The 12,003-nt window shown below is 61.0% G+C and carries 14 protein-coding genes; 9 read left to right on the top strand and 5 right to left on the bottom strand.

Annotation, left to right across the window (positions count from 1 at the left end):
* Nucleotides 1-3: 3 nt before the first annotated feature.
* The 6 genes from ACT6VE_RS03350 to ACT6VE_RS03325 all read left to right on the top strand — a co-directional run bounded on the left by ACT6VE_RS03350 (nucleotide 4) and on the right by ACT6VE_RS03325 (nucleotide 5,493).
* Nucleotides 4-1,098: a methylenetetrahydrofolate reductase gene (locus ACT6VE_RS03350; RefSeq protein ID WP_444797185.1), complete on the top strand. Its 1,095-nt coding sequence runs from the start codon at nucleotides 4-6 to the stop codon at nucleotides 1,096-1,098.
* A gap of 90 nt (nucleotides 1,099-1,188) precedes the next feature.
* A complete protein-coding gene (locus ACT6VE_RS03345) occupies nucleotides 1,189-2,157 on the top strand; it encodes a methyltetrahydrofolate cobalamin methyltransferase (RefSeq protein ID WP_444797184.1) in 969 nt (322 codons plus the stop codon).
* A gap of 91 nt (nucleotides 2,158-2,248) precedes the next feature.
* Nucleotides 2,249-2,482 carry a hypothetical protein gene (locus ACT6VE_RS03340; RefSeq protein ID WP_444797183.1) on the top strand — a complete coding sequence of 78 codons (234 nt, stop codon included), beginning with the start codon at nucleotides 2,249-2,251 and terminating at the stop codon, nucleotides 2,480-2,482.
* A gap of 34 nt (nucleotides 2,483-2,516) precedes the next feature.
* Nucleotides 2,517-4,589, top strand: a complete 2,073-nt coding sequence (locus tag ACT6VE_RS03335; protein ID WP_444797182.1) for an ASKHA domain-containing protein — start codon at nucleotides 2,517-2,519, stop codon at nucleotides 4,587-4,589.
* A 168-nt stretch (nucleotides 4,590-4,757) separates the two neighbouring features.
* Nucleotides 4,758-5,066: a hypothetical protein gene (locus ACT6VE_RS03330; RefSeq protein WP_444797181.1), complete on the top strand. Its 309-nt coding sequence runs from the start codon at nucleotides 4,758-4,760 to the stop codon at nucleotides 5,064-5,066.
* A gap of 28 nt (nucleotides 5,067-5,094) precedes the next feature.
* A complete protein-coding gene (locus ACT6VE_RS03325; RefSeq protein ID WP_444797180.1) occupies nucleotides 5,095-5,493 on the top strand; it encodes a hypothetical protein in 399 nt (132 codons plus the stop codon).
* Nucleotides 5,494-5,596: 103 nt separating this feature from the next.
* Here the strand turns inward: ACT6VE_RS03325 and ACT6VE_RS03320 are convergent, their stop codons facing one another.
* The gene (locus ACT6VE_RS03320) at nucleotides 5,597-6,514 is read right to left on the bottom strand and encodes a LysR family transcriptional regulator (protein ID WP_444797179.1); all 918 of its coding nucleotides are present in this window, start codon (nucleotides 6,512-6,514) and stop codon (nucleotides 5,597-5,599) included.
* 116 nt (nucleotides 6,515-6,630) lie between these two features.
* On the opposite strand from ACT6VE_RS03320, the gene ACT6VE_RS03315 reads away from it, so the two are divergent.
* Both ACT6VE_RS03315 and ACT6VE_RS03310 read left to right on the top strand, forming a co-directional pair.
* The gene (locus tag ACT6VE_RS03315; RefSeq protein WP_444797178.1) at nucleotides 6,631-6,849 is read left to right on the top strand and encodes a hypothetical protein; all 219 of its coding nucleotides are present in this window, start codon (nucleotides 6,631-6,633) and stop codon (nucleotides 6,847-6,849) included.
* A gap of 107 nt (nucleotides 6,850-6,956) precedes the next feature.
* The gene (locus ACT6VE_RS03310; protein WP_444797177.1) at nucleotides 6,957-7,160 is read left to right on the top strand and encodes a hypothetical protein; all 204 of its coding nucleotides are present in this window, start codon (nucleotides 6,957-6,959) and stop codon (nucleotides 7,158-7,160) included.
* Between the two features lie 88 nt (nucleotides 7,161-7,248).
* On the opposite strand, the gene ACT6VE_RS03305 is transcribed toward ACT6VE_RS03310, so the two are convergent.
* A complete protein-coding gene (locus ACT6VE_RS03305) occupies nucleotides 7,249-7,857 on the bottom strand; it encodes a GNAT family N-acetyltransferase (RefSeq protein WP_444797176.1) in 609 nt (202 codons plus the stop codon).
* A gap of 297 nt (nucleotides 7,858-8,154) precedes the next feature.
* On the opposite strand from ACT6VE_RS03305, the gene ACT6VE_RS03300 reads away from it, so the two are divergent.
* Complete coding sequence (locus ACT6VE_RS03300) at nucleotides 8,155-9,162, top strand: GlxA family transcriptional regulator (RefSeq protein ID WP_160856768.1); 1,008 nt, start codon at nucleotides 8,155-8,157, stop codon at nucleotides 9,160-9,162.
* 46 nt (nucleotides 9,163-9,208) lie between these two features.
* On the opposite strand, the gene ACT6VE_RS03295 is transcribed toward ACT6VE_RS03300, so the two are convergent.
* The 3 genes from ACT6VE_RS03295 to ACT6VE_RS03285 all read right to left on the bottom strand — a co-directional run bounded on the left by ACT6VE_RS03295 (nucleotide 9,209) and on the right by ACT6VE_RS03285 (nucleotide 11,938).
* A complete protein-coding gene (locus ACT6VE_RS03295; RefSeq protein ID WP_444797175.1) occupies nucleotides 9,209-10,453 on the bottom strand; it encodes a GGDEF domain-containing response regulator in 1,245 nt (414 codons plus the stop codon).
* A gap of 220 nt (nucleotides 10,454-10,673) precedes the next feature.
* Nucleotides 10,674-11,501, bottom strand: coding sequence for a response regulator (locus ACT6VE_RS03290; RefSeq protein ID WP_444797449.1), 828 nt, complete (start codon nucleotides 11,499-11,501; stop codon nucleotides 10,674-10,676).
* A 173-nt stretch (nucleotides 11,502-11,674) separates the two neighbouring features.
* Nucleotides 11,675-11,938, bottom strand: coding sequence for a hypothetical protein (locus ACT6VE_RS03285; protein ID WP_069058423.1), 264 nt, complete (start codon nucleotides 11,936-11,938; stop codon nucleotides 11,675-11,677).
* Nucleotides 11,939-12,003 lie beyond the last annotated feature (65 nt).

Genomic DNA, 12,003 nt, shown 5'->3' with positions numbered 1-12,003 from the left:
TCCATGGCGCATATCGACGAAAACCCGCTTGGGCCCCACCTGCCGCTCGATCCCCTGCCCGGCCATTCCTCGCTCGGCCGGCTTGAACGCGTGCTGCGCCGTGGCGAATTCGCGGTGACGACCGAGCTCAACCCGCCGGACAGCGCCAATCCCGAAGACGTCTACGAGCGCGCCGCGATCTTCGACGGCTGGGTGGACGGCATCAACGCGGTCGATGCATCAGGCGCCAACTGCCACATGTCCTCCGTCGGCATCTGCGCGCTGCTGACCCGCATGGGCTATGCGCCGATCATGCAGATCGCCTGCCGCGACAAGAACCGCATCGCCATCCAGGGCGATGTTCTCGGTGGTGCCGCCATGGGCGTCACGAACATGATGTGCCTGACCGGCGACGGCGTGCAGGCCGGCGACCAGCCGGGCGCAAAACCCGTCTTCGACCTCGACTGCATGTCGCTGCTCGAGACCGTGCGCATCATGCGCGACAACGGAAAATTCCTGTCGGGCCGCAAACTGACGACGCCGCCGAAGGTTTTCCTTGGTGCCGCGATCAACCCCTTCGCTCCGCCCTACGATTTCCGCCCCTACCGCCTTGGCAAGAAGATCGAGGCCGGCGCACAGTTCGTGCAGAGCCAGTATTGCTTCGACGTGCCGATGTTCCGCGAATACATGAAGAAGGTGCGCGACCTCGGCCTGCATGAAAAGTGCTTTATCCTTGTCGGCGTCGGCCCGATGGCCTCCGCCAAGACGGCCAAGTGGATCCGCTCCAACGTGCCGGGCATCCATATCCCCGATTCCATCGTTGCGCGTCTCGAAGGCGCGCAGGACCAGAAGAAGGAAGGCAAACAGCTCTGCATCGACATCATCAATGAGGTGAAGGAGATCGAGGGCGTTTCCGGCGTGCATGTCATGGCCTACCGGCAGGAAGAATATGTCGCGGAGATCGTGCATGATTCCGGCGTGCTGAAGGGCCGTCAGCCCTGGAAGCGCGAGGCCAATCCTGTCGACCAGCTTGTGGCCGAGCGCATCGAGAGAACCCGCGAAGGCGTCGAACAGAACCAGCAGCAGATGGCGGAAAAAGCCGCCCATCAACCCCATTGATAGCGCGCCGGCTGCAAGCCGGCACGCCGCTTGTAACACCGGAAATCGCGCGCTAGACCTGATCCAGCGCCCCGCCCTAGAGGACCCTAAATGACACGCACCATCGTCGCCTCGGCCACCCGCGAAATCATCATCGGTTTCGACCAGCCCTTCTGCGTCATCGGCGAACGCATCAACCCGACCGGCCGCAAGAAGCTGGCCGCCGAGATGATCGAGGGCAATTTCGATACGGTCATCAAGGACGCGCTGGAACAGGTCGCCGCCGGCGCCACCATGCTCGATGTCAACGCAGGCGTTACATCGGTCAACCCGAACGAAACCGAGCCGGGCCTGCTCGTCAAGACGATGGAAATCGTGCAGGGTCTCGTTGATGTACCGCTGTCGATCGACAGCTCCGTCACCGCCGCCATCGAGGCTGCGCTGAAGGTCGCCAAGGGCCGGCCGCTGGTCAACTCGGTGACCGGCGAGGAAGAAAAGCTCGAAGCCATCCTGCCGCTCTGCAAGAAATACGATGTTCCGGTCGTTGCGATCTCCAACGACGAGACCGGCATCTCGATGGATCCAGACGTGCGCTTCGCCGTCGCCAAGAAGATCGTCGAGCGCGCGATGGATTACGGCATCAAGCCGCACGACATCATCGTCGACCCACTCGTCATGCCGATCGGCGCGCTTGGAGATGCCGGCCGCCAGGTCTTTGCCCTGCTCTATCGCCTGCGCAACGAACTGAAGGTCAACACGACCTGCGGCCTTTCCAACATCTCCTTCGGCCTGCCGCACCGCCATGGCATCAATGCCGGCTTCATCCCGATGGTCATCGGCGCCGGCATGACGTCCGCCATCATGAACCCCTGCCGCCCGCAGGAAATGGAAGCCGTGCGCGCCGCTAACGTTTTGAACGGCACGGACGCGAATTGCTCGAACTGGATCATGACCTACCGCGACCACAAGCCGGCCGAAGGCGGCCATGTTGCGGTTGCGGCGCCGTCCACGGGTGCAGCAGGTGGTGGTCGTCGCGGCGGCCGTGCAGGGCGCACGGGCAGCAGCGCGGCACCAGAATAAGATGGCGGGCGGGCGGCAGTTTCGTCGCGATGCCTTCAGCCTCTGGCTGGAGGCGCCGCTTGTCATCGCCATGCGTTGCCATGAGATGCAGATGGCGGCGCTGACCGGCTCGACCCAAAACACCGCCGAGATGACCAAAATGGTCACCGAAAAGATGGCTGCCGCGACGGAGAGTGTCGTGGCAGCCAATTTTGCTGTCGCGAAGGCCGTGATGACGGCGGCATCGCCTTCCGCCACGGCCCGTGCCGTGTCAGAAGCCGCAATCAAACCCTATGGCAAGCGCGTGCGCCGGAACGTGCGGCGGCTCGCCGCCAAGAAGGGCTGACGGGCGGTTTACGCCCCACAGGAAAGTACGATCGATGCGCTACGAAGGTGAGAACGAGACCAACATGACCGAAGCTTCGGCAAAAGAACCGCTGGTCCTCTTCATGCCCTCGGGCAAGCGCGGTCGCTTCCCGCTAGGCACCCCCATTCTCGAGGCTGCGCGCAAACTCGGCGTCTATGTCGAGAGCGTCTGCGGCGGGCGCGCCACTTGCGGGCGCTGTCAGATCGAGGTGCAGGAAGGCAATTTCGCCAAGCACAAGATCGTCTCCTCGCTAGACCACATATCGGAAAAGGGTCCGAAGGAAGAGCGCTACGAAAAAATCCGCGGCCTTCCTGACGGTCGCCGCCTCTCCTGTTCCGCCCTCATCCTCGGCGACCTCGTCGTGGATGTGCCGCAGGATACGGTCATCAACGCGCAGGTCGTGCGCAAGGCCGCGACGGACCGCGTCATCGAGCGCAACGCCGCGATCCAGCTCTGCTATGTCGAGGTAGACGAGCCCGACATGCACAAGCCGCTCGGCGATCTCGATCGCCTGAAGGTCATGCTCGAAAAGGACTGGGGCTGGAAGAACCTGCTGATCGCGCCGCACCTCATCCCGCAGGTGCAGTCGGTTCTCCGCAAGGGCAACTGGGGCGTCACCGCTGCCATCCACCGCGACATGGATAGTTCGCGTCCCTTCATCGTCGGCCTGTGGCCGGGCCTGAAGAATGAGGCCTATGGCGTCGCCTGCGACATCGGCTCGACGACGATCGCCATGCATCTCGTCTCGCTGCTCTCCGGCCGTATCGTCGCCTCCTCCGGCACGTCGAACCCGCAGATCCGCTTCGGCGAAGACCTGATGAGCCGCGTCTCCTACGTCATGATGAACCCGGATGGCCGCGAGGCCATGACCAAAGCCGTGCGCGAGGCCGTCAACGGCCTGATCGGCAAGGTCTGTGCCGAAGGCGAAGTCGATCGGCACGACATTCTCGACATGGTGTTTGTCGCCAACCCCATCATGCATCATCTGTTCCTCGGCATCGACCCGACGGAACTCGGCCAGGCGCCCTTCGCGCTCGCCGTCTCCGGTGCGCTGCAATACTGGGCGCATGAGCTGGAGATCGACGTCAATCGCGGCGCGCGGCTCTACACGCTGCCCTGCATTGCCGGCCATGTCGGCGCGGATGCGGCGGGTGCAACACTCGCCGAAGGCCCCTACCGGCAGGATCGCATGATGCTGCTCGTCGATGTCGGCACCAATGCGGAAATCGTGCTCGGCAACCGCCAACGCGTCGTCGCCGCCTCCTCACCCACCGGTCCGGCCTTCGAGGGTGCGGAGATCTCCTCCGGCCAGCGCGCCGCTCCCGGTGCTATCGAGCGCGTGCGCATTGATCCGGAGACGCTTGAACCTAAGTTCCGCATCATCGGCGTGGAAAAATGGTCGGACGAAGAGGGCTTTGCAGAAGCTGCGGCGAGTTTCGGCGTCACCGGCATCTGCGGCTCGGCGATCATCGAGGTCGTCGCGGAAATGTACCTTTCCGGCATTATATCCGAGGACGGCGTGGTCGATGGGGCGATGGCGGAGAAGAGCCCGCGCATCCTGCAGAACGGCCGCACCTTCTCCTACCTGCTGCACGACGGCGAGCAGCGCATCACCGTGACGCAGAACGACATCCGCGCCATCCAGCTCGCCAAATCCGCACTCTATGCCGGCATCAAGCTGCTCATGGAAAAGCAGGGCGTCGATCATGTTGATACGATCCGCTTCGCCGGCGCCTTCGGCTCGTTCATCGATCCGAAATACGCCATGGTGCTCGGACTCATCCCGGATTGCGATCTCAATGAGGTGAAGGCTGTCGGCAATGCCGCCGGCACGGGTGCGCTGATGGCGCTGCTCAACCGCGATCACCGTCGCGAGATCGAAACCGCGGTTAATCACATCGAAAAGATCGAGACTGCGCTGGAGCCGAATTTCCAGCAGCTCTTCGTCAATGCCATGGCATTGCCGAACAAGGTGGACGCCTTCCCAGAACTGGCAAAGGTCGTGACCTTGCCAGCGCGCAAGGGGCCGTCTGACGATGGTGGCGGAGAAGGCGGCGGGCGTCGCAGGCGCCGCAGCCGCGAGTAGCGCGGATCGGAGCCGCGGCCCCGGTCGCGGTTACCATACCCATAAACCAACCCAGCGAATTCCGTTTTGTTTTCGGCAGTTTACCGGCATGGTAGGCGAATAAGGCGAGGCGCTCACGCGTTGACATGATGTCCCTCGCCATCCCTCCAGCGCACGAAAGCCTGCCCCATGTCCCTTGCCCGCCTTGCCGCAGCCGGCCTCTTTCTCCTTGTCGCCAGCGGTGGCGTCAGGGCTCAGGAGGACTATCCCTTCACCGGCGAATGGGAATGCGACGGCGCGCCCTTCGTCTTCACCTCGACGGTTTACAGCATCGGGGACGACAGCTACGACATCCAGGAAGTCCAGGAAGGGTCGGACGGCTCCTATAGTTTGTTCCTGTCGGACGAGGTCTACATCACCCTTTCGGAGATCACGCCGGACACGCTGGATTTTTCCTCGTCCGAAAGCAACCGGACCATGAGCTGCCGCAGATATTGAAGCGCAGAAAACAACGAAAGACTTTTCCATGACGAAAGCCCGCCTGCTTGCCCTCGCTCTCTCCCTAGCCATCACTTCCCCCGCCCTCGCCGACACCTATGCCGCGATCAGCAACACGGCGATGTCGATCACCGGCGACATCGAGTTCGACGATTTCGGCATCACCTTCGAAAACGGCGAGCAGATCACCTTCGACGAACTTCTCGGCAATAGTTTCATGGTGGGTGGCGAAAGGGTGAATGGCTCGGTCTACAGCATTGCCGAGCCGAAAGACCCGGTTCTTCTCAACGGCAATCGGCTGTGCGGCGCGCCTGTGACCTATGTCGCCTCATGGGGTGACGCCGACACCACGACCGTCGCCGTGTTTTCGACGGACGATGTGCCCAAAAGCGACGCTGAAATGTGCGCGTCCTACTCCTACGAATAAAGTGCGAAGGCCGGGCTTACGCCCGGCCCAAAGCAATTCTTGTTTTTCCCGCATTATCCGACGCCGAAACGATGCCGCTTCGACTGGAAATGCTCTAGCGATTTCAGCAGGCGACCTGCAGCATTTCCATCGGCCGGCGCTCGATGCGGGCGAAGGCGGCGCGGATATAGTCGGCAACGGCCAGCGCCGGGGTATCGGCCTCCTCGTTGACGACGAGGCCGATCAGATAGTGGCCAAGATCGGGCAAACCATCCTTCTCGCCGAGCGCCACCATGTCGTCGCCGACAAGAAAGCGCGCAAGCGGCGCGACGGCAAGGTCGGCGCGAATGGCAGCACGCTGGCCCATGTGATGGGCGCAGAAGTAAGCCACACGGAAGTCACGGCCGGAACGGGCCAATTGTTCGAGAGCCCGTGCCCGCCAGATGCAGCCCTCTTCCCAGACGGACACTGGCAATGGATTCTTGAGGTGGGCGTTACCGCAATTCTTGCCGGCCCAGACGAGCTGTTCCTTTAATAGGATTTCGCCTGGAATCGGGATCGTGCCGTCGGTTGCATTGAAGATGGCGAGGTCGAGCCGGCGTTCGGCAACCGCGCGGCGCAGGCTACTACTCGTCTCGATGGACACATTGACCGCGATCGACGGATAGGTGTCGGCAAACCGCCGCAACACTTCCGGTAGGATGAGTTCACCGACATCATCCGGTGCACCGAGCCGCACGACGCCATTCATCTCCGGCATCATGAAGCGCGACACCGCCTCGTTGCTCAGCGCGATCAGCCGGCGCGCATAGGAAAGCAGCACCTCGCCGTGATGGGTCAGCACGACGGAGCGGGCATCCCGGCGGAACAGCGAGCAGCCGAGCAGCTCTTCCAGCTTCTTGATCTGCATGGAGACCGCGGACGGCGTGCGATGCACCGTCTCGGCAGCCGTGGTGAAATTGCCGGTCTCGGCAATCGCCACGAATGTTTTCAGGATATCGAGCTCCAGCAGGGGGAGCGTCTGGCGCATCAGCAGGTTCATGCTTGCCTCCATGGATCAGAATTTCTGAAGCATAACGTCACTTCATTTCGTTTGATTGAAAACCGAGATGGGCGGATAGTCAACCTACAGAGACAACGAAGGAAAGGAAAAACGCCATGAAAACGCAAAAATCGTACGCAGACGGCGCCGATCTCGCCGTTCGTGCCCGCGGAAACGGATTCTATTACGCAATACGGCGCTTCGTGGGCGACGTCGTCGAGGCGCGCCGCAGACGCAATGCGATACGCCATACCGCCGAGGAACTGGCGCTGCTGCCAGACTATCTGAAGCAGGATATCAACTGGCCCGCCATTACAAACCATGAAGAACGCTGATCTATCCAATCAAATATATTCGTTTGATTGATGCATGAGGTTGCGACATAGTCACCATCAAGGTCGCGACCTTTCGAAACCTCCCAAGCTCGAAAGAAACCCTGAAAATGGCAATAGCATTGGAACATCGTCCGGTACGGCGTGCACCCAGCACCCGCGATGCCGGCAGCCTGTCACATCTCCTGCGTGAATTCATCGAGCGGATCGTATCCGCCTGGCAGCGTCGTCGCGTCGAGCGCGAGCAGGAAAGCATGCCCTACGATCTTCGCAAGGACATCGGCTACCGTTCGTGGGACAAGACCACACGATGATGGATGACTGTTGCGGCAACCCGCCGAAAGAAGACGACGCCAAACACCGCCGGAGCTGACCCTCAAAAGTCTCTCCGGCGGTTTTCGTTTAAGGGCGAATGAGCGGCACGGTCTGTGCTGCGGTTTCCGGCAGGACGCCCGTCAGCCGCGGATCATCGAACACTTCGATCTGGCGCTTCACCGGCGTGAAACCCGAGCGGATATAGAAACCCAAAGCCTGCGTCGAATCGAGCGTACAGGTATGCACCAGGAAGCGCTGAATGGGCGCATGTCCGTCCCGCGACCAGGCGCGTGCGATTGCCCGGTTCATCAGCCACCGCCCCGTGCCATTCCCGATCGTCGCGGCCGTCAGGCCGAAGAAGGCGAGTTCGCAGGCCCCCTCCTCCCGGAAATCGAGTTCCAGCAGCCCTTCGCTGCGCCCATCCTTCATCACGGCATAGACCTCGACATCAGGATGATGGAGGATCGCGGCGAGATCGCCTTCGGCCATGGCAAGGCGCGAAGCCCAAAGCCATTCGGTGCCGATACGGCTGTAGAGGTCGCGATACCACGCGACATCCGGCCGCTCGACACGATCCAGGGTGATTCCGGGCTGCACGGTGTCGCTGCGCCCGGTCGGCGGCGCCCACATTTCGAGGCAGGTCACCACGGCGGCAAGCTTTCCCGCAGGCACGTCCGAATATCCGTCTGGTAGCATCTTTTCACCCCATGAAATCCGTCCCGTATTTGGCCGGAGCGCTCCGCATTGTCAAACGGGAACGGGCGGCGGCGGCACCCGGATTTGACCTGTCGCAATCGGACAACGCATCATGATGGGGTCGCAAATGTGCAAGTGCGAACAAAATGTCATAATTCCGCCGGAACGCCCTGACATTTCAACGATAGACGACGCGATGCAGTCGTAACCATCCTCTTCTGTGTCGCAAAAATGCTAGCACTGCCGCCGTTCTCCCTGCGACCATTGCGACATCGCGCCTCCAGCATGGACACTCCGATGAACAAGCAGAACGTCAAGAAGCGCTCCCTCGTTTTTTTCCTCGTGCCCAACTTCTCCATGCTGCCCTTCTCAGCGGCGATCGAGACCTTGCGCATCGCCAACCGCATGCTCGGTTATGAGGCTTATACTTGGCGCCTCTCGTCGACGGACGGCCAGCAGGTGCTCTCCTCCAGCGGCATCGGCATCGAAGTGAACTCGTCGCTTGCCGACGAGCGCAAATATCTCGGCGGCGAGAACCGCCCCTCCATGGTGCTGGTCTGTTCCGGCATCTATGTCGAGGATTTCTCCAACAAGTCGGTCAATGCCTGGCTGCGCGAGGTGTACAATCGCGGCCTCGCGGTCGGCTCGCTCTGTACCGGCGCCCATGTGCTCGCCCAGGCGGGCCTGCTCTCGGGCAAACGCTGCGCCATCCACTGGGAAAACCTGCCGGGCTTTGCCGAAGCCTTCCCGCAGGCCGACGTCTACGCCGATCTCTACGAGATCGACGGCAACATCTATACCTGCGCCGGCGGCACCGCCTCGCTCGACATGATGCTGAACCTGATCGACCAGGATTTTGGCGAGAACCTCGTCAACCGCGTCTGCGAGCAAGCTTTGACGGACCGCGTGCGCGGCCCGCATGACCGCCAGCGCCTGCCGCTGCGCGCGCGCCTCGGCGTGCAGAATGCCAAGGTGCTGTCGATTATCGAACTGATGGAAAAAAACCTCTCCGAGCCGCTTTCCCTGCTGGAAATAGCCGACGACGCCGATCTTTCGCGCCGCCAGATCGAGCGCCTGTTCCGCCAGGAAATGGGCCGCTCACCCGCACGCTACTATCTTGAAATCCGGCTCGACCGCGCGCGCCACCTGCTCGTGCAGTCCTCCATGCCGGTGGTGGAAGTGGCCGTCGCCTGCGGCTTCGTCTCCGCCTCGCACTTCTCCAAGTGTTACCGCGAACTCTACAACCGCTCGCCCCAGCAGGAGCGTGCCGAGCGCAAGCTGACGCTTTCGGCCATCGCCCGCTGATCGAAGAGAAAGAAGATGAGAAATCCCCGTCCCTGTGGCGGGGATTTTAGCTTGCGAGCGCGCTCATCAGCGAAAGCTCTGAAAACACCCGGTTCCGGCCGGCATGCTTGGCCATGTAGAGGAACTGGTCCGCGGCGTTCAGGTAGTTGTCGAAGGTTTCACGGCCGGAAATGGCTGCGAGCCCCGCCGAAACCGTGATCGTCACAGCCTCGCCGTCCGCATCGATCGGCTGGGCTGCGAGTTCCAGACGCAGTTGCTCGCAATAGTCCAGCGCCTCTTCCAGCCCCAGGCCGCTGAAGATGATGCCAAATTCTTCGCCACCAAGGCGGGCGAGCAGGTGCCGGTCGTTGATCCGGTGCTTGAGCCGGCGCGAGACAGCCTTCAGGACGATGTCGCCAACCTCATGGCCGTAGGTGTCGTTAAGCCGCTTGAAATGATCGATGTCGAGGATCGCGATAGACGCAGGCTCGCCGCGACGAAGCGCCTGATCGACAAGCCGTGGGCCGGCCTCGAAGAAGTAGCGGCGGTTATAGATGTCGGTGAGGTAGTCCCGCGCAGCAATGCGATGCAGCGACTGAACGCGTTTCTGGATGGCGGCAACGTGGAAGACGCGGCTGTTGAACTCTTCGACGAGGAAGGGTTTCTGGATATATTCGTCGCCGCCGGCCCGCAGGAAGCGCGCCGCAACCATGCGGTCTTCCGATTTGCACAGGCCGACCACCCGGACGGCATCGTCGCCGTGCCTCTGGCGGATCGCGTCGAGCAGGACAAAGCCATCCATGTCGGCAAGGTCGAGGTCCGTGATGACCATATCGATGCCGCCGCGGGTATCGAGCACGTCGAGGGCGGCAGCACCACTTTCGACAGCGATGATCTGAAAGCGCTGCTTGGCGATCAGGCTCACCTGCCGCTGCAAGCTCTCTGGATCGGAATCGACGACAAGCACCTGGGTCTTGCCGCTTGTCAGGATGCGATCGACGGCGAGAACCAGTTGCTGGATCGCGGCCGGATTGTCCTTGACGACATAGTCGAGCACATTCTTGGCGAGGATCTGGTCACGGGTGGCGTCGCTGAAGGAGCCGGTGAAGACCAGCGGTGCGATACCCTTGGAAATCACATAGTCCAGCGCCTCGCAGTTCGGCGCGTCTGGCAGGTTCAGATCGAGAACGGCAAGCGCGAATTCAGGCGCCTCCCCTTGAAGGATCCCCCGCAATGCAGCCATACTGGAGCAATGCGTGACGCAGAGGCCGAGCTCCTTCTCCAGCCGGTACTTGAGCGCCGTGGAGAACATGCGCGAATCTTCCACAAGCAGTACCTGCTGCCCCGAATGGCGCAGAAATGCAGGTCCTCGCTGCGGATTTAAATCCACTCCCACGTCGTCCAGTACCTTAGATGAAGTTTCGTCTTGCAAGCATTACAAACCACTGGTTTTACCAAGTGGTTAACACGCGGACAAATATCTCACGCTACGTAAGGAACATGGTCGGCCAGTCACTCAACGCCCAGGAATTTCAGGCTGATAGCCGTTTCTGCGCCGTCTTGATCTGGGTCAGCGTGTCAAGATTCTGATTCACGCGGCAGTAGAATTCCTCGTCGATGAACGGCCGCATGATAAAGTCGTTGCCGCCGGCCTTGAGGAAGCGCGCGGACAGCAGGCGATCCGTAGAGGAGGACACGCCGATGATGCGCAACTGGTGTGATCCGATGGACCCGCGAATGCGCCGCGTCAGTTCGAAACCATCGATATCCGGCATGTTGTAGTCCGTGATCATCAGGCCGATATCCGGATTGGCCTTCAGGAGCGTCAACGCGCTGGCGCCATTATCGGCGATGCTGACACGGAAATTGAAGCGCTTGAGGCGCGTGGAAAGAAGTGCCCTCGCCGTCGCGCTGTCATCGACGATCAGCACATGGTGCTGATGATTGGTCAGGAAGCGGCAGACTGACTCTGCCAGCATGTCGACGGCAAAGATATTATCCTTGAGGATGTAATCGACGATTTCCTTCGAGAGCAGCTGGTCGCGCGTCTTCTGCTGGAATGTGCCCGTGAAGACGATCGTTGGAATACTGAGATCGACCAGATAGTTCAGGGCCTCGCCATTCTCGGCGCCTGGAAGATTAATATTCGAGATCGCAAGTGTGACTTTTTCACTGGACTTGTCATAGGCAAGCTCCAGCTCCTCGAAGCTGCGGCAGATCTCGACATCGATGTCGAAAAGCTCCTTCAGGCGCTTTGAGATCATGGACGTGAAGACGTTCGAGTCCTCAGCAACAAGAATACGGTGATGCGAGAGAGACGCGCCGGTATATTGCATCCCGGATATGCCGATAAACGCCATGATATGCCTTCGTAAAATAAATGTTCCCCAGCGTAATGGGTACCGGCAACCCTTTGCGAAAACGTTAAATTTAGAAGGCATGAAAACGCGATAGGGCGCACGCTGCCACGTTGCGTCAAGAATGAAAAACGGCGCGGTTTTCTTTCCGCGCCGTTGCAAATATCATGGGAAAATTACTTGACCGAAGCGGAGCCGCCCTGGATTTCGACCTCTTCGCCGCCATTCAGCGCGATGCGGTCACCATTCGGCAGCGTAACAAAACAGCCGGATGGGCAGATGGTCTCCGTGGCGCCGGGTTCCAGCGCGACTTCCACGCGGCTGCCGTCCTCGACGATGACGAGAACCTGCGTATCGCCATCCTTGTTGGTTACCGAGGCAGCAACGGCCGGAGCGGACAGAACGGCCGACACCACCAGCATCATGATCATTCGCTTCATTTTCGCCCGGCGCCAAGCGCCGCCCCTGTTCACAAGCCCGAAGGAACACTATCGCTCCTCAATCG

Origin of the sequence: Shinella sp., from assembly GCF_052438155.1 — a bacterium.
In the GTDB taxonomy this organism is placed as follows: domain Bacteria; phylum Pseudomonadota; class Alphaproteobacteria; order Rhizobiales; family Rhizobiaceae; genus Shinella.
Note: the sequence above shows the minus strand (reverse complement) of the source record. Positions and strands in the feature narration are given on the sequence as shown.